General features: G+C 58.5%; 14 protein-coding genes. 13 read left to right on the top strand and 1 reads right to left on the bottom strand.

The genetic code is table 11. The features are described from left to right. Positions 1 to 106: 106 nt before the first annotated feature. Positions 107 to 697 (bottom strand): HD domain-containing protein, encoded by a 591-nt coding sequence (locus J2Y91_RS07520; protein WP_253539477.1) that lies wholly within the window; start codon positions 695 to 697, stop codon positions 107 to 109. Between the two features lie 64 nt (positions 698 to 761). Here J2Y91_RS07520 and J2Y91_RS07515 point away from each other — a divergent pair, with 64 nt between their 5' ends. From J2Y91_RS07515 to J2Y91_RS07455, 13 genes are all read left to right on the top strand, one after another. Continuing rightward, a complete protein-coding gene (locus J2Y91_RS07515; protein ID WP_253537742.1) occupies positions 762 to 1,220 on the top strand; it encodes a MarR family winged helix-turn-helix transcriptional regulator in 459 nt (152 codons plus the stop codon). 93 nt (positions 1,221 to 1,313) lie between these two features. Further along, a complete protein-coding gene (locus J2Y91_RS07510) occupies positions 1,314 to 1,745 on the top strand; it encodes an organic hydroperoxide resistance protein (protein WP_048917856.1) in 432 nt (143 codons plus the stop codon). A 327-nt stretch (positions 1,746 to 2,072) separates the two neighbouring features. Next, positions 2,073 to 3,740, top strand: a complete 1,668-nt coding sequence (gene eptB / locus J2Y91_RS07505) for a kdo(2)-lipid A phosphoethanolamine 7''-transferase (protein ID WP_253537739.1) — start codon at positions 2,073 to 2,075, stop codon at positions 3,738 to 3,740. 889 nt (positions 3,741 to 4,629) lie between these two features. Continuing rightward, entirely contained in the window at positions 4,630 to 6,240 is a 1,611-nt protein-coding gene (gene dppA / locus J2Y91_RS07500; RefSeq protein WP_253537736.1) for a dipeptide ABC transporter periplasmic-binding protein DppA, read from the top strand. A 133-nt stretch (positions 6,241 to 6,373) separates the two neighbouring features. Next, a complete protein-coding gene (gene dppB / locus J2Y91_RS07495) occupies positions 6,374 to 7,393 on the top strand; it encodes a dipeptide ABC transporter permease DppB (protein WP_253537733.1) in 1,020 nt (339 codons plus the stop codon). 9 nt (positions 7,394 to 7,402) lie between these two features. Continuing rightward, positions 7,403 to 8,305, top strand: coding sequence for a dipeptide ABC transporter permease DppC (gene dppC, locus J2Y91_RS07490; protein ID WP_099754325.1), 903 nt, complete (start codon positions 7,403 to 7,405; stop codon positions 8,303 to 8,305). A gap of 8 nt (positions 8,306 to 8,313) precedes the next feature. Next, positions 8,314 to 9,300 (top strand): dipeptide ABC transporter ATP-binding protein, encoded by a 987-nt coding sequence (gene dppD, locus J2Y91_RS07485; protein WP_048917851.1) that lies wholly within the window; start codon positions 8,314 to 8,316, stop codon positions 9,298 to 9,300. Beyond that, complete coding sequence (dppF, locus tag J2Y91_RS07480; protein WP_133622419.1) at positions 9,290 to 10,291, top strand: dipeptide ABC transporter ATP-binding subunit DppF; 1,002 nt, start codon at positions 9,290 to 9,292, stop codon at positions 10,289 to 10,291. The genes dppD and dppF overlap by 11 nt, the downstream gene beginning before the upstream one ends. Positions 10,292 to 10,897: 606 nt before the next feature. Next, complete coding sequence (gene bcsO / locus J2Y91_RS07475; RefSeq protein ID WP_133622420.1) at positions 10,898 to 11,599, top strand: cellulose biosynthesis protein BcsO; 702 nt, start codon at positions 10,898 to 10,900, stop codon at positions 11,597 to 11,599. Further along, positions 11,590 to 12,387 carry a cellulose biosynthesis protein BcsQ gene (gene bcsQ, locus J2Y91_RS07470; protein WP_048917845.1) on the top strand — a complete coding sequence of 266 codons (798 nt, stop codon included), beginning with the start codon at positions 11,590 to 11,592 and terminating at the stop codon, positions 12,385 to 12,387. The genes bcsO and bcsQ overlap by 10 nt, the downstream gene beginning before the upstream one ends. Positions 12,388 to 12,596: 209 nt before the next feature. Further along, a complete protein-coding gene (bcsA, locus tag J2Y91_RS07465; protein WP_133622421.1) occupies positions 12,597 to 14,696 on the top strand; it encodes a UDP-forming cellulose synthase catalytic subunit in 2,100 nt (699 codons plus the stop codon). After that, on the top strand, positions 14,693 to 17,203 hold the full coding sequence (gene bcsB, locus J2Y91_RS07460) for a cellulose biosynthesis cyclic di-GMP-binding regulatory protein BcsB (protein WP_133622422.1): 2,511 nt from the start codon (positions 14,693 to 14,695) through the stop codon (positions 17,201 to 17,203). Before bcsA ends, bcsB begins: the two co-directional genes overlap by 4 nt. Continuing rightward, a complete protein-coding gene (locus tag J2Y91_RS07455) occupies positions 17,203 to 21,246 on the top strand; it encodes a cellulose biosynthesis protein BcsC (protein ID WP_133624982.1) in 4,044 nt (1,347 codons plus the stop codon). Before bcsB ends, J2Y91_RS07455 begins: the two co-directional genes overlap by 1 nt. Position 21,247 lies beyond the last annotated feature (1 nt).

Here is a 21,247-nt window from a genome sequence, read left to right as displayed (position 1 = left end):
GGCAATTATAGGGAGCGTTTTTTTGGAAACTACTCCTTTTATGCTTTACTGAAATTTGCGACACAAAAAGCTAAGTCAGTGCGTCACAAACCAGCGCGCCGCAGCGCTACTCTTTTAGGCGATATTTTGCTTCCTGCTGAGTAAACCAGCTTTCCGGGACGTTATGCGGCGGCTGGCTGAGCTGACTAATTCCCTGCTCGATAACCTGTTCTGCCTGCTGCCACAGCGTCCGGTTTCCGGCGGTAAGAAGCTGGATCTGCACGCGTTTTTCAATCAGGTAGACCCTGGCAAAATGCGGATCGAAATGAACAATTGAACGCGTGTTGTCGATAATGTCGGCCAGCTTGATGGTTTGTGCATCGGGGCTGGCCTGTTGAGTGTGGCGGAAATGAGCGAGTTTGCGCGCCGCCCGGTTCTGTCCGGCTGTGGCACCGCGATTGGTCAGCATCTCAACCAGCGAAGCCACCCGCTCGCCGAAGTCGTTGCGGATATCATTTAAGGTGTTCGGCGTGTCTTCAACGGTATCGTGCAGCCATGCGGCGGCCAGCATCTCTTCGTCGTCACAGACGCTGCGCACCAGTTCAACCACCGCCGCCGGATGGACAATATAGGGCTCATCGGTATATTTGCGGCGCTGGCCCGCGTCGGCATGGGCTTTGGTGGCATAGCGACGCGCCTGCTCTTCCAGTGTTTGCAGCATGATTTTCTCCCGGGAATAAAGTCGCTTGCAATTATATAGCGCACTATTTATATTGTTTGTCATGACTACAGATAAAGATGACAAAAAAGTGAAGGATGCGCCACTGCTGCTCGACCAGCAGCTGTGCTTCGCACTTTATTCTGCCAACCTGGCGCTGCATAAGCTCTACCGCCAGCTGCTGGCCCCACTGGAGATCACCTATCCGCAATATCTGGTGATGATGGTGCTGTGGGAGCGGGATGATGTCACGGTCTCTGAGATTGGCGAACGCCTGTTTCTCGATTCGGCAACCTTAACCCCGCTGCTGAAACGGCTGGAAACGGCGGGGCTGCTGCACCGTCGGCGCTCGCGCAAGGATGAGCGTCAGGTGGTAGTGACCTTAACGCAGCAGGGTGAACAGCTGCGCCAGAAGGCGCTGAATATACCCGAGTCGGTGCACTGCGCCTCTGCCTGCGAAGTCGAAAAATTACAGGCGTTGAAAGGCGAACTGGAAACGCTGCGCGATAACCTTAACGGCTGATCGCGTGGCGAAGATAAAAGTCACATTAACCCTATAGAGCCACTTAAATAGCACGCGATTTAATCGCGAATAAATAAACTGAGGAGCCTTACCATGTCTTTAGAAAAAGTTGTTTACCGCGCAAAAGCCAAAGCCACCGGTGGTCGTGATGGCCGTGCCACTTCCTCCGACGGCGTGCTGGATATTAAACTGGGCGTGCCGAAAGAGATGGGCGGGGCAGGCGGTGAAGTGACCAACCCGGAGCAGCTGTTCGCCGCAGGTTACTCTGCCTGCTTCCTCGGCGCGATGAAGTTTGTTGCCGGCCGTGACAAGTTCTCCATGCCGAAAGAGGCATTTATCGAAGGCGAAGTGGGTATTGGCCCGCTGCCGACCGGTTTTGGCATTGAAGCGACGCTGAATATTCATCTGCCGGGCATGGACAGCGCTGAAGCGCAGAAGCTGGTGGACGCGGCACATATCGTCTGCCCTTACTCTAACGCCACGCGCGGCAATATCGACGTCACGCTGAATATTATCAACGACTAACACCTTACTTTTGCAGCGATACCGCCAGGTATCGCTGCCGCAACGGGGCAGTTTCTCGCCCCGTTTGCTGTTTTACCAGACAACCACGTGACCGTTTTATCGCTACATTGCCGAAAATATCGCCGTTGCGCAGACTAACCCCCCGCAAGTGTGTTTTACTAACGCCCCTCCTGTGAGATCGCCCCTTACCCACCATCAGACTTCTCTGGTTATTGGCGGCATTAAGGATTATTGGCTTTGTCGTCGAACTCTGACGCAGTGCCAGGGTCTGATTAGCGTTCAGAACGTGTTTAGTAATTGTTTGGTTAAAGCCAGGATTAAGGTCGAATGAATTATTTTAAAATGCTTACCCAGCAGAAATTGTCGTTATTGCTGGCTTTGTATATCGGGATTTTACTGAATATCCCGGTATTTTATCGTCGTTTCGAACCCCTATTGGCGAAATTTGACGCCCTCAAGGCGTTCTCGATGCTGGCCGAAGTGATGGCGGCATTCCTGCTCTCCTTCTTCCTGCTGCGCCTGCTCTCGCTGGGCGGAAAATGGTTCTGGCGCATTACCGTCAGTCTGCTGACGGTGATCTCCGTTTCAGCCAGCTACTATATGACCTTCTTCAACGTGGTGATCGGCTACGGCATTATTGCCTCAGTGATGACCACCGATACCGACCTGTCTAAAGAAGTGGTGGGCTACCACTTTATCCTGTGGATGGTGCTGGTCAGCATCATCCCGCTGGTACTGATCTGGTGTAACCGCCTGCCCGGCACGCTGCTGGCACAGATGAAAACCCCGGGGCAGCGCATAAAGCCGCTGCTGACGCTGTTACTCTCCCTGCTGCTGGTCTGGGGGCCTATCCGCTACCTCGACAAGCAGCAAAGTGCCAATGAGAAGCAGACCAACGTTGACCTGCCTAGCTATGGCGGGGTTGTTGCACACTCCTATCTGCCGTCTAACTGGGTGACGGCGCTGGGGCTGTTTGCCTACACCAGCTATGACGAAGAGATGGACAGCAAAGGCCTGTTCGACCCGGCAAAAAAGTTTACCTATAACGCCCCGGCGGGACTGGACGATACCTATGTGGTGTTTGTGATTGGTGAAACCACGCGCTGGGACCATATGGGAATGCTGGGTTACAGTCGCGATAACACGCCGAAGCTGTCGAAAGAGAAGAACCTGGTGGCATTCCGCGGTGAATCCTGCGACACCTCAACTAAGCTCTCCCTGCGCTGCATGTTCGTGCGTGAAGGCGGGACAGAGGAAGGCCCGGCGCGCACGCTGAAAGAGCAGAACGTCTTCTCGGTGCTGAAAGAGCTGGGCTTCAGCTCAGATCTGTACGCGATGCAGAGCGAAGTGTGGTTCTACAACAACACTAACGCGGACAGCTATGCCTTCCGCGAGCAGATCGGTTCAGAGCAGCGTAATCAGGGTAAATCGGTTGACGATATGCTGCTGATCCCGGAGCTGAAAACCTCGATTGATGACCATCCTAAGGGCAAGCACCTGGTTATCCTGCACACCAAAGGCTCGCACTACCTGTATTCTCAGCGCTATCCGCGCAGTTTCGCCCGCTACCAGCCGGAATGTATGGGCGTGGACGATACCTGCAGTAAAGAGATGTTGATTAACGCCTATGACAACTCGATTCTGTATGTCGACAGCATGCTCGACAGCGTGTTTGACCAGCTGCGCGATAAGAAAGCCATCGTGTTCTATGCTGCGGACCACGGCGAGTCGATCGACGAGAACATGCACCTGCACGGCACGCCGCGCAACATGGCACCACCGGAGCAGTTCCGCGTGCCGATGATGGTGTGGGCGTCGGATAAGTATCTTGAAGACCCGAATAACAAAAGCGCCTTTGAGCGCCTGCAGGCCGAGCAGAAGGCGGGTAAAACCCACCGTCACGTTGAGCTGTTCGACACCATTCTCGGCTGCCTGGGCTACACCTCGCCGGATGGCGGCATCAAGCAGGCCAACAACTGGTGTGCGAAACCGTAACGCGGGGCAACCTCTTCCCCGTAGTGGCTGACCCTCTTTTCCGGTCAGCCATTTTAACCGGGCCGATCGAAACAGAAGATCGGCCCTACGGTTCATGTCACCTTGCGTTGGACACGGGCCGACCGGAAAAAAAGGGTCGACACCCACAGGCGGTGGATTGCCGAATATTCTGCTACTCCCGCGTTTTTACCCGCCTACTTTCCCTGCCAAAAAAATTCCTTATTACCCGCATAAATTCCTTATCCCACCTGCGATCGCTCACTTAATTCGCGTCGCGTTGCGCTTATGACCGCTCCTGACTTGTTGATCGTTTCTTATACCTGCGTTGCAGCATTTTTACCTATAAGTACGTCATATAGACATTTTTATGACGCAAAATGCAGCGTTTCATGGACTATTTTACAAGTTTTTTTTCGGCGTGATGTTCTGTCATGCAGGCTGTCAGGCAGTGATTCATTCCAGGTTAAATGGATGCGGTGCGTTTTTAAACTGAAAATGTTATTGAATTGTTTTTTTAATATTTGCTTGCTGTTTCTCACACTCTGAGTAAAAACCCGACGCTTGTATTGACGTTCCTTGAAACTATTGACAAATTGGACCCTCAGTACAAAAGGTAAGGGGATTTGTCTGATAGTGTCCACGGCTTCAGAAACCCACAAACCCCGCCAGATTAACTGTAGCCGCAAGGCACCACGCACAGACCACCCACAAAAATTATCGGTCGGCGTTATACCCAAATAATTCGGGCTGCGGGAAGGCGGCAAGCGAGTAAATCCCGATGAGCTTACTTGAGTAAGTGATTCGGGTGAGCGAGAGCAGCCAACGCACCAGCGGCCTGAAGAATGAAGGGTAGAGCACACAACATCACATCACTTATTGGAGCTAAAGCATGAGTATTTCCCTGGCTAAATCCGGGATGCTGAAAGTCGGTCTCAGCGCCATTGCACTGCTGATCGCCACAGGTGTTCAGGCAAAAACCCTGGTTTATTGTTCTGAAGGTTCGCCTGAAGGTTTTAACCCACAGTTATTCACCTCCGGCACCACTTATGACGCCAGCTCGCGTCAGATCTACAACCGTCTGGTCGAGTTCACCATCGGGACCACTGAATTACACCCGGCACTGGCAGAGAAATGGGATGTCAGCGCAGACGGCAAAACCTATACCTTCCACCTGCGTAAAGGCGTGAAGTGGCAGACCACCAAAGATTTCAAGCCAACGCGTGATTTTAACGCGGATGATGTGGTGTTCTCGTTCGAACGCCAGCTGGATAAAAACAACAAATATCACGGCGTTTCCGGCGGCAGCTACGAATACTTCGAAGGCATGGATATGCCTAACCTGATTAGCAAAATCGTTAAGGTTGACGATTACACCGTGCGTTTCGAACTGACGCGCCCGGAATCACCGTTCCTGGCTGACCTCGGTATGGACTTCGCGTCTATCCTGTCTGCCGAATACGCTGACAACATGCTGAAAGCCGGCACGCCGGACAAACTCGACCTGAACCCGGTCGGTACCGGCCCGTTCCAGCTGCTGCAGTACCAGAAAGATTCACGCATTCTGTACAAAGCCAACGCTGACTACTGGGGCACCAAGCCGAAGATTGATCGTCTGGTGTTCTCCATCACCCCGGATGCTTCCGTGCGCTATGCCAAAATGCAGAAGGGCGAGTGCCAGGTGATGCCGTACCCGAACCCGGCTGATATCGCGCGCATGAAAGAAGATAAAAATATCAACCTGATGGAACAGCCTGGCCTGAACGTTGGCTACCTGTCGTTCAACGTTGAGAAAAAGCCGCTGGATAACCTGAAAGTGCGTCAGGCACTGACCATGGCGGTGAATAAGAAAGCGATTATCGAAGCGGTCTACCAGGGCGCAGGCCAGGAAGCGAAGAACCTGATCCCACCAACAATGTGGGGCTACAACGACGCGATTCAGGACTATGGCTATGACCCGGAGAAAGCCAAAGCGCTGCTGAAAGAAGCGGGTATGGCGGATGGTTTCTCCATCGACCTGTGGGCGATGCCGGTACAGCGCCCTTACAACCCGAACGCGCGCCGTATGGCCGAGATGATCCAGAGCGACTGGGCGAAAGTGGGCGTGAAAGCCAAGATCGTTACCTACGAGTGGGGCGAGTACCTGAAGCGTGCCAAAGCGGGTGAACACCAGACCGTGATGATGGGCTGGACCGGCGACAATGGGGACCCGGATAACTTCTTCGCCACCCTGTTCAGCTGTGCCGCAGCGAAAGACGGTTCTAACTATTCACGCTGGTGCTACAAGCCGTTTGAAGATCAGATCCAGCCGGCACGTGCCACTGACGATCACAACAAACGTATTGAGTACTACAAGCAGGCTCAGGTGGTGATGCACGATCAGGCTCCAGCGCTGATCATCGCCCACTCTACCGTGTATGAGCCAGTGAGTAAGAAAGTGAAAGATTACAAAGTGGATCCACTGGGCGGTCACTACTTCGCGCAGGTTGATATCCAGGAATAATACGGCGGGTTGGAGAGCTACAACTCCCCGTAAATTGCGAAGGGGCCAGGCATGCCTGGCCCTTCTTTCGCAAGATGTGAGCAATAATAATCCTGTCGGTTACGGCTGCAGGAAATAAAAGAGAACACGGATTATGCTGCAGTTCATACTCCGACGTCTGGGACTTGTCATCCCGACGTTTATCGGTATCACCCTGTTAACCTTCGCGTTTGTTCATATGATCCCCGGTGACCCGGTGATGATTATGGTGGGCGAGCGCGGGATCTCCCCGGAACGTCACGCGCAGCTGATGGCCCAGCTTGGTCTGGATAAGCCACTCTGGCAGCAGTACATCACCTATATCAACGGTGTGATGCATGGCGATTTGGGCCTGTCTCTGAAAAGCCGCGTGCCGGTGTGGGACGAGTTCGTGCCGCGCTTCAAGGCCACGCTGGAACTGGGCATCTGCGCGATGCTGTTTGCCGTTGCCGTTGGTATTCCGGTGGGCGTGCTGGCAGCGGTAAAACGCGGCTCGATCTTCGACCACACCGCCGTGGGCATCTCCCTGACCGGTTACTCCATGCCTATCTTCTGGTGGGGCATGATGCTGATCATGCTGGTGTCGGTGCAGCTTAACCTCACCCCGGTATCCGGGCGCGTGGGCGATACGGTGTTCCTCGATGACAGCATGCCGCTGACCGGCTTTATGCTGATCGACACGCTGATTTGGGGCGAGCCGGGCGACTTTAAAGACGCCGTGATGCATATGATCCTGCCGGCCATCGTGCTGGGCACCATCCCGCTGGCGGTGATCGTGCGTATGACGCGCTCGGCAATGCTGGAAGTGCTGGGCGAAGACTACATTCGCACCGCGCGCGCCAAGGGGCTGACGCCGATGCGGGTGATTGTGGTCCACGCGCTGCGCAACGCCATGCTGCCGGTGGTCACGGTGATCGGTCTTCAGGTCGGCACGCTGCTGGCCGGGGCCATCCTCACGGAAACCATCTTCTCCTGGCCGGGCCTGGGGCGCTGGTTAATCGACGCACTACAGCGCCGTGACTACCCGGTGGTTCAGGGGGGCGTGCTGATGGTGGCGACGCTGATTATCTTCGTCAACCTGCTGGTCGACGTGCTTTACGGCGTGGTTAACCCGCGCATCCGTCACAAGAAATAAGGGGCCAACATGTCTGTTGTGGATCCAGGCAGCGTCAGCGCTGCACCCAAGCCGATGACCCCGATACAGGAATTCTGGCACTACTTTAAGCGTAACAAAGGCGCGGTGATCGGCCTGGTTTACGTGGTTCTGATGATCATTATCGCGGTGTTTGCCAACGTACTGGCCCCGCACGCGCCCGCCGAACAGTTCCGCGATGCGCTGCTGAAGCCGCCAGCCTGGCAGGAAGGCGGCAGCTGGCAATATCTCTTCGGTACTGATGACGTGGGCCGCGATGTGCTGTCGCGTCTGATGTACGGTGCGCGCCTGTCGCTGCTGGTCGGCTGCCTGGTGGTGGTGCTGTCGCTGATTTTCGGGGTGATCTTCGGCCTGATTGCCGGTTATGTCGGCGGGGCGGTCGACGCGGCGATTATGCGCCTGGTCGATATCATGCTGGCGCTGCCAAGCCTGCTGCTGGCGCTGGTGCTGGTGGCTATCTTCGGCCCGTCGATTGTTAACGCCTCGATAGCGTTGACCTTTGTCGCCCTGCCGCACTACATCCGTCTGACCCGTGCTGCGGTGCTGGTGGAAGTGACGCGTGATTACGTCACCGCTTCCCGCGTGGCCGGCGCCGGTGCGGTGCGTCAGATGTTCGTCAATATTTTACCAAACTGCCTGGCACCGCTGATTGTGCAGGCGTCTCTCGGTTTTTCCAACGCGATCCTCGATATGGCCGCGCTGGGTTTCCTGGGTATGGGTGCGCAGCCGCCAACGCCGGAGTGGGGCACGATGCTCTCCGACGTGCTGCAGTTCGCGCAAAGTGCCTGGTGGGTGGTCACCTTCCCGGGTGTTGCCATTCTGCTGACGGTACTGGCATTTAACCTGATGGGCGACGGCTTACGCGACGCTCTTGACCCGAAACTCAAACAGTAGGCAGCGAGATGGCACTCTTAACAGTAGATAAACTCTCGGTGCATTTCGGTGACGAAAAAGCACCGTTCCGCGCCGTCGACCGCATCAGCTATCAGGTAGAGCAGGGGCAGGTTGTCGGGATCGTCGGTGAATCCGGCTCCGGTAAATCGGTCAGCTCGCTGGCGATTATGGGGCTGATTGATTACCCCGGCAAAGTGATGGCCGACAACCTGGTGTTTAACCAGCGCGACCTGAAACGCATCTCCGAAAAAGAGCGCCGCCAGCTGGTGGGCTCGGAAGTGGCGATGATTTTCCAGGACCCGATGACCAGCCTCAACCCGTGCTACACCGTGGGCTTCCAGATTATGGAAGCGATAAAGGTGCATCAGGGCGGCAACAAGCGCACCCGTCGCCAGCGCGCTATCGACCTGCTAAACCAGGTCGGTATCCCTGACCCGGCTTCGCGCCTTGACGTTTACCCGCACCAGCTCTCCGGCGGGATGAGTCAGCGCGTGATGATCGCCATGGCGATCGCTTGTCGGCCGAAGCTGCTGATCGCCGATGAGCCCACCACGGCGCTCGACGTGACGATTCAGGCGCAGATCATCGAGCTGCTGCTCGATCTGCAGCGCCAGGAGAATATGGCGCTGATCCTGATTACCCACGATCTGGCGCTGGTGGCGGAAGCCGCCCAGCACATTATCGTGATGTACGCCGGGCAGGTGGTGGAAACCGGTAAAGCGGTGGACATCTTTAAAGCGCCGCGCCATCCGTACACTCAGGCGCTGCTGCGTGCGCTGCCGGAGTTTGCGGCGGATAAAGCGCGTCTGGCGTCGCTGCCGGGTGTGGTGCCGGGCAAATACGACCGCCCGAACGGCTGCCTGCTCAACCCGCGCTGCCCGTATGCGCAGGATCGCTGCCGCAGCGAAGAGCCTTCACTGCATGATATTGCCGGGCGCCAGTCCAAATGTCATTTCCCACTGGATGATGCCGGGAGACCCACTTATGAAGCCTGAACACGATAAAGCCACGCTGCTGATGCAGGCCATCGACCTGAAAAAACACTACCCGGTGAAAAAGGGGCTGTTTGGCCAGGAGCGACTGGTCAAAGCGCTGGACGGCGTGTCGTTCGATCTTGAGCGCGGCAAAACCCTGGCGGTGGTCGGCGAGTCCGGCTGCGGCAAGTCCACGCTGGGCCGCCTGCTGACGATGATCGAAACCCCGACCGAGGGGCAGCTGTTCTATCAGGGGCAGGACCTGCTGAAGCACGACCCGGAAGCGCAGAAGCTGCGCCGTCAGAAAATCCAGATCGTCTTCCAGAACCCGTACGGTTCTCTGAACCCGCGTAAAAAGGTCAGCCAGATCCTTGAAGAGCCGCTGCTGATTAACACCAGCCTGAGCAAAGCGGAGCGCCGCGAGAAAACCCTGGAGATGATGGCCAAGGTTGGCCTGAAAACCGAGCATTACGACCGCTATCCGCATATGTTCTCCGGCGGCCAGCGTCAGCGTATCGCCATTGCACGCGGCCTGATGCTCGACCCGGACGTGCTGATTGCCGACGAGCCGGTTTCCGCGCTCGACGTGTCGGTGCGTGCGCAGGTGCTGAACCTGATGATGGACCTGCAGCAGGATCTGGGGCTGTCGTACGTGTTTATCTCGCACGACCTGTCGGTGGTTGAGCATATCGCCGATGAAGTGATGGTGATGTACCTGGGCCGCTGCGTGGAGAAGGGCAGCAAAGAGGAGATTTTTGCCAATCCGCGCCACCCTTACACCCAGGCGCTGCTGTCGGCTACCCCACGCCTCAACCCGGACGAGCGCCGCGAGCGCATCAAGCTGACCGGCGAGCTGCCAAGCCCGCTCAACCCGCCACCGGGCTGCGCCTTTAACGCCCGCTGCCGCCGCCAGTTCGGCACCTGCGTGCAGCTTCAGCCGCAGCTGAAGTCCTACGGCGGTCAGCAGGTTGCCTGCTTCGCTGTCGATCAGGACGAGAACCCGGCGGCCTGACCTGACTGCGGCAATCCTGTAGAGGCCGACCATCTATTCCGGTCGGCCTTTCAATTCTGCGGGTCGACCAAAACGAAAGGTCGACCCCTACGTTGCCGCACAGACGTTTGTAGGGGCCGACCCTTTTTTCCGGTCGGCCCTCTCTTCCCAACCGCACAAAATTCTTAAGCCAAACGGATGATTTCTCTGGCGCTGCTATGCTGTATAAAAAACCATCCTAATCTATCCTCCCTAAGCCCAATCAGGGCAGGTCGAAGAAACAGGAGGTTGGACAGGGCTTTCGCAGTGACTTATGTCAAATTTTCTTTGGGTAGCAGAGGATTATGGGATAGCCTTAATAATTAAAAGGAAAACGTCGCATCGGGAAAGCGTAAATATGGGGAAGGTATTTCATTTAAATGAAATGGTCGTCAGGAAATACGCGAAATAATCACCTAAGGCAAATAATCACTGTGCTGATATATAACCCCTGCAATTAATTATTTTACTTATTTCACGTTATTTATTCTTTCAAATCCCCTTATCTGTGATATGAGATTAGTCTGAGTGATTTAAAATTTATATGTTATATTGCCGCGAAAACATCCACCTTGCGCGATCATTCTCATGAAAAGTTATGATGACCTGCAGCGTTTTAAAGAAAAAACGCAAACAAACCATATTGAATTCAAAGACATGTCTGAGCAGGCGATCAATTCTGACAGCACCAACTGGGCGATAATCAAACAGTTGCTGAATGAGGGCGCAGGGTCGGTGCTGGATAACCGTCAGCGTATCGATCTGGCGGCACCGCAGCCGATCGATTCCGCTGCCTTTAGCCCCCCGCCAGCGGAAATGCCTGCGGTGGCACCACATTTACCGGTCCACGCTTATGTTGCGGCCGCGCCAATGGCTAACGATAAGATCGGCGCCTCGCTGCTCGACAGTATTTCCGCCTCGCTGCAGGCGGGATCGCCTGAAGTCGCAACAGCGCAGCCCGTCGCTGCGGCGACACCGGTAGCGGATGCTGCGCCGCTGCGCGCCATGCCGCTTGCCCGCCAGACTGCCATGGCTGGCTCTTCCCTGCTCGAACAGCTGTCAGCCAGCACGCCGGTTAAACCGGTCGTGCAAAGCGCCCCGGCCCCTGTGGCTCAGGCGCCTCAGCCCGTTGCGGCCGCGGCCGCCCCACAGCCCGTTACGGCGGCTCCGGCCCCGGTTAACGCGAGCTTCAAACAGTTGTTTAGTCCGGCTGCGGCCCCTGCTCCTCAGGCGCTGTCGAAGGATGTGTTGTTACAACCCCTGCTGGAGAAAATTGCCTCATGCCGTTAGTTTGCGTCTGCTCCCCTAAAGGCGGTGTGGGTAAAACCACCATGGCGGCCAACCTTGCTCATGCCCTCGCACGCGGCGGCAGCAAGGTGCTGGCTATCGATTTTGACGTGCAGAACGCCCTGCGCCTGCACTTTGGCGTGCCGCTGGCCGACGGACGTGGCTTTGTGGCGAAATCAGCTGAATCTTCCGACTGGAGTCAGTCGATCCTCACCACCGGCGGCAATATTTTTGTCCTGCCTTACGGGGAGGTCAGCGAAGAGCAACGCGTTGAGTTTGAAAACAATCTGACACGTGACCCCAACTTCCTCGCGCGCGGGCTGCACAGCGTCCTCAACTATCCTGGCCTGGCGATTATCGCGGATTTCCCGCCAGGCCCAGGCCCGGCGCTTAAAGCTATGACCGCACTTGCCGATATGCATTTAGTGGTGATGCTGGCGGATACCGCCTCTCTGTCGCTGCTGCCGCAGATTGAGAACGAAAAAATGATCGGCGGCGCGCTTAACCATCGCAGCGGTCACTATTTTGTGCTCAACCAGAGCGACAACCGCCGCAATATCAGCCGCGACGTGACCGCCTTTATGCAGCAGCGCCTTGGCGACAGGCTGCTGGGCGTGGTCAACCGCGATGAGAGCGTGGCGGAGGCCAACGCTTCCCAGCAGTCGATTTTTGATTTTAGCCCGGTCTCAGCCGCGGCCTTTGATATTGAGCTGGTCGGCAAGCGTCTTGCGGCGCTGCTTAACATCAAAGTCGGTGACGGCGAAATGCACGCCCCGCTGAACTCTCGTTAACTTTAGGCCTATACCCAAAATAATTCGAGTTGCAGGAAGGCGGCAAATGAGCGAATCCCGATGAGCTTACTGAAGTAAGTGATTCGGGTGAACGAGAGCAGCCAACGCACATGCAGCTTGAAGTATGAAGAGTATAACGCCGGGCACGGAAGCCTGAAGACGCGTGGCGCCAGCGCCACGATTATAACTATACGTATTCAGGATGACTTATGAACAAAGTCCTGTTCTATCTGCTGCTGCTGATATTATTCCCCATCGCTGCGGTCATCGTTATCACCCCAATGGACAGCCAGAAGCAATATATCTTTGGCTTAATCTCTATTGCTATCGTGTTTTTATTGGGCTTTAGCAAGAGCAAAAAAGTCTCGCTGGTGATGGTGGTTCTCTCGGCAATGATGTCGACGCGTTATATTTTTTGGCGCGCAACCGAAACGCTGCATTTTAATTCCGAGGTGGAAGCGATCCTCGGCATCGGCTTATTTATTGCCGAGCTCTATGTCTGGCTTATTTTAATCCTCGGCTACCTGCAAACTTCATGGCCGCTTAAGCGAACCATTGAGCCGCTGCCGGACGATGTCAGCCTGTGGCCGACCGTCGATGTCTACGTACCGAGCTACAACGAAAGCCTCGACGTGGTGCGCGACACCGTTCTGGCCGCGCAGTGCATCGACTACCCGCGCGACAAGATCAAGATCTACCTGCTGGACGATGGCAAGCGCAGCGAATTCGCCCGCTTCGCCGCAGACGTTGGCGTCGGCTATATCACCCGTGATGACAACCGCCACGCCAAAGCCGGTAACCTCAACCACGCGATGAAAATCACCAAGGGTGAGCTGATCTGCGTATTTGACTGCGACCACGTCGCCACCCGCACCTTCCTGCAGGCCACCGTTGGTGCCTTCCTGAAGGATAAGAAGCTGGCGCTGTTGCAGACCCCGCACTACTTCTACTCGCCGGACCCGTTCGAGCGCAACCTGAAAGCGGCGCGAGAAATCCCGAACGAGGGCGCACTGTTCTACGGCCCGGTCCAGCAGGGTAACGACAACTGGAACGCCACCTTTTTCTGCGGCTCCTGTGCCGTGATCCGTCGCTCAGCGCTGGAAGAGATTGGCGGCTTCGCGGTGGAAACCGTGACCGAAGATGCGCACACCGCGCTGAAGATGCAGCGCCTCGGCTGGGGCTCAGCCTTCCTGGCGATCCCGCTGGCGGCGGGCCTCGCGACCGAACGCCTGGGTCTGCATATCGTACAGCGTACCCGTTGGGCGCGCGGTATGACGCAGATCTTCCGCGTGGATAATCCGCTGTTTGGCCGCGGTCTGAAGTGGCAGCAGCGCCTGTGCTACCTCAACGCCATGCTGCACTTCCAGTTCGGCCTGCCGCGCGTCATCTTCCTGACCGCGCCGCTGGCCTACCTGCTGTTTAACCTGAATATCATTCACTCGTCCGCCAGCCTGATCTTCGCCTACGTGCTGCCGCACCTGGTGATGTCGCTGTACGTCAACTCGCGGATGAATGGCCGCTTCCGCGCCACCTTCTGGGGCGAGATTTACGAAACGGTGATGGCGTTCCACCTGGTGATCCCGACCCTCCTGACGATGATTTCGCCCAAGCACGGCAAGTTCAACGTGACGGATAAGGGCGGCCTGCTGGATGTCGGCTTCTTCGACTTTAACATCGTGCGCCCGCACGTGATCTGCGCCCTGCTGCTGCTGATTGGCGTGGTGAGCGGCGTGGTTCGCGCCGTCGGCCATAACTATTTTGGCGTTGACCCGTACGTGATTGCGCTCAACGTCGGCTGGGCGACCTTCAGCCTGATCATCCTGATGGCGGCCATTGCCGTGGCGCGTGAAACTAAGCAGGTGCGTAAAACCATCCGTATCGATGTCCACCTGCCGGTGGTGATCCACTACGCCAGCGGCATTTCGTCGCGCAGCAGCACCATCAACCTGTCGATGGGCGGCGCGCAGATAAGCGCCCCGGACCAGCGCCATGAAAATGATGAAATCGAAGCGATTGACGTGATGCTGGAGTCCGGCACCATCTCCATTCCGGTGCAGATCATTGGCGCAGAAGATGGCGTTATCCGCCTGCAGTTCCACGAAATGCCGCTGTCGCGCCGCCGTGAACTGGTGCGCGTGGTGCTGGCGCGCGCCGATGCGTGGATCCAGCCGGAAGGCCCGAAAGATAATCCGCTGCGCTCGCTGCTGAATATCATCCGTACCGTATTTGAACTGTTCTGGCTGAGCTGGAAAGACAGCCGCGCCAGAAAGAAACAGCAGGCGCACGTGGAAGAGGATAGCGCAGTATGAAGCCATTATTACTGCGAGCACTCTGCCTGAGTAGCATGCTGACCCTGAGCAGCGTGCAGGCCGACCCGACCAGCGTGACGCAGGACAGCAGCGCGCTGTCCGATATCCCGCCGCCGGCGGACGTCGGCGCGGCAACCCCAGCGCAGAGCACCAGCCCGGAGATGTCGACCATGACCGCCCCGGCGGTGGAGAACGATCGGCCTGCGGCTGCGGCCGAAGAGAACTTACCGGCCGGTGATGAAGCGGCACTGCCGCCGGGCACCAGCGCGATGCCTGCCGGTTTACCGCCGCTGCCTGCCATAAGCGATGAAACCCCTCCCGCTGCGGTTGCGGTGCTCAATCAGCCGCTGACCAGCACCGTCAGCGTGGCGCAGATGGGGCAGAAGCAGGGTATCACCCTGACAGGCGGTCAGCTGCAGTCCGGTATTGTCTTCACCCTGCCAACGGATGAGGTGGTCACCAACGCCCGTCTTAACCTGTCGCTGAAAGTGTCGCAGGCGCTGGCGGCGCGCAATACTTCCCTGCAGCTGATGCTAAACGGCCAGCCGCTGGGTACGCTGCCGCTTAGCGCTTCCGATCGTGCCAGCGAAGATTACCAGCTGGATATTCCGGCGGCGATGGTGGTCTCCAGCAACAACCTGAGCTTTAAAATTAACGATGCCGATCGGCTGCTGTGCGAGCGCGACAGCGCCCAGCAGTATCAGGTCACCATTCTGCCGAAAACCTCGCTGGCGCTGGAAGGCCAGCAGCTGAATATCGGTACCAGCCTGCGCAACTTCCCGCGTCCGTTTATCGACCCGCTGCGCATGAGCCCGGCGACAGTGGCGATGGTGTTCGGCGACAACGTTTCCCCGGGTGAAGTTAGCGCGGCGGCGATCCTCGCTTCCTGGATGGGGATTCAGGCCGACTATCGCGGCATCAGCTTCCCGGTGCTGCGCGGCCAGCTGCCGGAGAAAAACGGCGTGGTGTTCGGCCATCCCGGCGAGAAGATTGGCAGCCTGACCTTACCGGATAGCGCAGGCCCGTCTGTGCAGATCGTCGACAACCCGGATAATCCGGTGTACAAGCTGCTGCTGGTGGTCGGGAAAGATGACGACCAGCTGCGTCAGGCCAGCTGGCGCCTGCTGCAGCCGCTCAACCTCGACGACGCTGCGCTGAACGTCGCCAACCAGACTATGCCATTAAGCAAGCCATACGACGCGCCGCGCTGGATCAACACCGATCGCCCGGTGCGCCTGAGCGAGCTGCTGCGCAAAGACCAGAGCCTGACCACCACCGGCATCTGGCATGATGCGCTGCGCGTCAATTTCCGCGCCGCGCCGGACCTGTTCCTGTGGGACGGCGACACAATTCCGGTGCAGCTCAACTATCGCTTCCCGTCGGAAAGCTGGATTGATGAAGATAACTCGCTGCTCAACGTGACGCTGAACGGCACCTTCCTGCGCAACCTGACCGTCAATAAAGTCGGCCTGCTGGAGAACATCTGGCACCGTCTGGGCGGCGATGCGCGCCAGGAGAAATACACGCTGAAGCTGGACCCGTACCTGATTTACGGCGACAACCAGATGCAGCTCTATTTCAACATCAAGCCGAAGGCCAGCGCGCCGTGCAGCGTGCTGACCAACAACAACATCAAGAGCCGGATTGAGGATGATTCGTTTATCGATCTGAGCCATACCCGTCACTTTACGCTGCTGCCGAACCTCTCTTACTTCGTCGGCGCCTCGTTCCCGTTCTCGCGCCTGGCCGACTACTCGCAGACCGTGCTAATGCTGCCAGAGCAGCCGAGCAATGCGGAGATCAGCACCCTGCTGGATATGGCTGGCCGCTCGGGTAATGCCACCGGCGTGGCGCTGAGCCATAACAGCGTGATGTTTGGTATTCCGGCCAGCGGTTCGCTGCGCGGGCGTCTGGAAAACAGCGACGTGCTGTCGGTCTCCACCCTGGCGCAAACCCATTTTAACCGCGAGATGCTGGCGGCTTCCCCTTATAAGGTGAACAACCGCACGCTCGGCGTCAAAGTGCCAAACACGCTGGATAACCTGCGCGGCTGGCTGACCGGCGACTGGTATCGTCAGACGCTGGACGCCGACCGTTACTTCTCCTCCAACGAAGACTGGCGCGGTTTTGTCAGCTATCGCTCGCCGTGGAACAGCAGTCGCCTGGTGGTGATGACCGTCGCCACTGACGATAACCAGCTGTCGCGCCTGCACGGCGACATGACCTCGGCACGGATTAACGCGGGGATCCGCGGCGATACCGCCATCATCACCGATGAGAACGGTATCCGCAGCTTCCGCGTCGGCGCGATGTTCCCGAGCGGGCAGATGCCGTGGTACAGGATGGTGGTGTGGTATGCCAATCAGCATGCGGTGCTGCTGGCCCTGCTGGCGCTGTTCTGTTCCACCGTGGTTGGCCTGAGCGTGTATGTGCTGCTGAAGCGCCACTCATGGCGTCGTCTGCACCCGAAAAGCGATCCCCGTTCCTCTGGCGAGAAGAAAGAATGATGAAAACCAGGCTCACCCCGATTACCGCCAGAATTCGCCAGCGCTGGGCGATCGCCGGCGGCTTTGCCCTGTCGATGCTCGCCGGCCCGCTGATGGCGGCGGAGAGCAACCCGGCGATTCAGGCGCTGTTTGACCAGGCCAACTACTGGCACCAGAAAGCCCATGACGAGCTGGCGCGTGATGCGCTGAACAAAGTGCTGATGGTTGACGGCAATAACACCCAGGCGCTGTACCTGATGGCGCTGTGGTCGCAGCAGAGCGGCGACGGCGCCGCTGCCGCCAAATGGCGCGCGCGTTTAAGCCAGGTCTCCCCGCAGGACGCGCGCCTGGTGGAGCTGGATAACGCGCGCCAGCTGCAAACCATTCCGGCCGCGCAGCTGTCGCTGGCCCGCCAGCAGGCGCGCAGCGGCAACACCGCCGCCGCGCTGCAAACCTGGCGCAACACCTTTAGCGGTAATGAGCCGCCGGCCAGCGTGGCGGCAGAATACTACCTGACCATGGCTGGCGACCGCGCGCTGCTGCCGCAGGCGGTGGATAACCTGCGCCAGTTCGCGGCACAGCATCCGCAGGATACCGGCGCGAAGCTGGCGCTCGGCAAAGCGCTGACGTATCAGGAGTCGACGCGCCGCGAAGGGCTACAAACCCTGGAGAGCCTGGCCGACGGTAACGCCGATGCTGACCGCTCCCTGCGCCAGGGGCTGCTGTGGCTCGGTCCACAGCCGGGGGATGCGCCGCTGTATCAGAACTACCAGCAGCGCCATCCGCAGGATAAAACGGTGCTGGACTATTACCGTAAGAACGTGGGCGGTGCCGCGAAAGGCCAGGGCTTTACCGCCCTCAACAGCGGTGATGTCTCCGGTGCGCAGAGCGCCTTCGACCAGGTGCTGCAAACCAACCCGGAAGATGCGGATGCGCTGGCCGGGCTCGGTTATGTAGCGCAGCGCAGCGGCGACTACGCGAAAGCGGCGGACTACCTCGACCGCGCCGCTAAGCTGGGCGGCAGCGACAGCCAGCAGCGCCAGCAGCAGGCCGCCGATGCGCGCTTTTACGGCCAGCTGGCGTCTGCCCAGCAGGCACTGAAATCCGGTGACAGCGCTCAGGCGCTGAGCCTCAGCGCGCCGCTAACCCAGGCCGCAGGCGAGAAAGGCGTGGCGGCGAAGCTGTTCCGTGCCGACGTGCTGCGCCGCAATAACCAGCTCGATCAGGCTGAACAGACCTACCGCGACGTGCTGGCGAGCGACGCCAATAACCGCCCGGCGAAAGAGGGGCTGTTCTACGTGCTGCGCCAGAAGGGCAACACCGCCGAAGCCAATACGCTGTTGGCCTCCCTGCCAGCCAGCGTGCGCGAAGCGGTGACGCCGCGCCCGGTGGCGACCAGCGATCCCGTGCGTCGTGATGCCAAACAGGCGCTGGCGGCGGGCAATCCGCAGCGCGCCATCAGCATTCTGCATCAGGGCATGCAGCGCTTCCCGAACGATGGCTGGCTGCGCCTCGACCTGGCGCGTATCTACCAGCAGCAGGGCGATAGCGCGGCGGCCGCTGGCGTGATGCAGCCCGCCTTCCGCAACGGCGCCAGCAGCAACGAAGTCTACGCTGCGGCGCTGTTTGCCAGCGAAAGCGGGGCCTGGGCGCAGGCGCAGAGCCTGCTGTCGCGCATTCCGCCACGCAGCCAGAATGCGGAGATGCGCACCCTCGCCCAGCGCGTTAATTTCAATCAGCAGATGTCGGTGGCCCAGCAGTATCTGGCGCAGGGTGCCAATGCCGCCGCGGCGAATACCCTGAAGGCGCTGGCGGTTAATCCGCCAGCGAACCCGGCCGATGCCGGTAACCTGGCGAAAGGGCTGGCGCAGGCGGGTGATATGACCAGCGCGGTAGCCGTGGTGCGTAACAATATGCAGCGCGGCGTGCAGGGCAACGCGGGCGACTACGCCGCCCAGGTAGCGGTGCTTAACCAGGCCGGACTGAATGCCGAGGCGCAAACCTTCCTCAGCAACCCGGAACTGCAGGCGCGCAGCACCAGCACCCAGCTGGCGGGGATCCGCAACGGCGGCCTGATCAACGAAGTCGACGACCTGCGTGAGCGTAAGCAGTATGCGGCGGCCTACGACAAGCTGATCGGCGCATTGCAGAAAGACCCGCAGAATAGCGACCTGATGTTCGCCATGGCGCGCCTCTATCAGTCCGGAAAAATGAACAAAGAAGCGGCGGTGGTCTACGACTACCTGATGACGCGCGACACGCCGACCCAGGATGCGCGCGAAGGGGCGATCAACAGCGCGCTGGCGCTGAACGACGTGCCAAAAGCGCGTGCGCTCGCCAGCGGTCTGCAGGGCGAACCTTCCCCGCAACGCCTGCTGTTACTGGCGCGCGTCGCGGAAGCAGAAGGCGACCACAACCAGGCGCTAAGCTACCTGCGCACCGCCAAGGGCAAGATGATTGGCCTCGACGGCAGCACGGTGGGCAGCAGCGCGGGCATTGGTGGCCTGACGCTGGCCGACAACCCGTTTATCAACCGCACCACGCTGTCGGTACGTAAATCGCCATCGGTGTATGGCAATACCATGCCGTGGCAGCAGTCGCCGGATGCGCGCGACTACCGTGATATCGACGGCGTTAGCGTGGTGGGCGGCGGCACGCAGGTCGCCACCCAGCAGAGCCAGACGCTGCACCAGATCGACACCATGATGGACGAACTGCAAAAGGATACCGGCACCTGGGTGCAGGGCGGGATCCAGATCCGCGGTCGCGATGGCGAAAATGGCCTGAGCAAGCTGACCGAAGCCAAAGCGCCGCTCACCTGGTCAAGCTCACCGCTTGGCGATGCGCGCTTTGACTTCACCGTGACGCCAATGACGCTCAGCGCGGGCAGCGCCAGCGGCGACGCCTTCCGCCGTCTCGGCACCGGCGCGGCCAGCGTGGCGACCAGCAACCTGATCCAGAACATCAAGAACGAGCAGGCTTACTACAGCGGCTTAACCGCCGCGGAAAAAACCGTGTTTGATGCCGCTAACCCGGGCGTCGGCGCCGCGCTGACCAACCTCAGCGGCATCGACAGCGCGGACTACAACCCGTTCACCAACGGCGGCCAGAGCAATCTGCAAACGTTGAATAACAACAGCACGCTGGCGAAATACCTTGCGGCCTCCTCGCGTAAGGTTAACGTTGATACCGCCAGCGACAGCGCGTCCGATTCGCAGACCGCCAACGGTGTTGAGCTGAACCTGGCATTAAGTGGTGACAGCTACAAAATCGACCTCGGCAGCACCCCGCTGGGGCAGGATCTCAGCACCATGGTGGGGGGCGTGAAGTGGGCGCCGAAGCTGACGGATTACCTGACGCTGATCCTCACCGGGGAGCGCCGCGCCGTCACCGACAGCCTGCTCTCCTACGTGGGCGTGAAAGACAGCTACTCCGGCAAGAGCTGGGGCCAGGTGACCAAAAACGGCGGTAACGCGCTGTTAAGCTACGACGACGGCGATGCGGGCTTCTACTTCGGCGGGGGCGGCTACAGCTATATCGGCGAAAACGTTGCCAGCAACAGCGCGCTGATGGGGAGTGCGGGAGCCTACGTGCGTCCGTTCCACTACAGTGACCGCGAGCTGAAAACCGGTATCAATATCAGCTGGATGGACTTCTCGAAGAACCTCAGCAACTTCACCTATGGTCAGGGCGGCTACTTCAGCCCGCAGAACTACATCAGCGTGTCGTTCCCGGTGGACTTCTCGCAGACCTATGATGACCTGAGTGTAAAAGTGGGCGGCTCGGCCGGTTACCAGTCTTATACCCAGGATAAGAGCGCCTACTTCCCGAACAACCCGGACTATCAGTCCCTGCTGGAAGATGCGGTCACCGCCGGCTACGCCAAAGAAGCGTACTTCAGCGGCGGCAGCAAGAGCGGCATCGGGTACAACCTGCACGCGGGTGCGGATTACAAGATCAACAAGGATGTCACCATCGGCGGCCAGGTGGGCTACGATACCTTCGGTGACTACAACGAAAGTACCGCGCAACTCTACTTCCGCTACATGCTGGGGGGCAAATAAG

The sequence above is a fragment of the Erwinia aphidicola genome (genome assembly GCF_024169515.1).
Lineage (GTDB): Bacteria > Pseudomonadota > Gammaproteobacteria > Enterobacterales > Enterobacteriaceae > Erwinia > Erwinia aphidicola.
The sequence above is the reverse complement of the archived record's forward strand: the minus strand, read 5'-3'. Positions and strand labels throughout refer to the sequence as shown.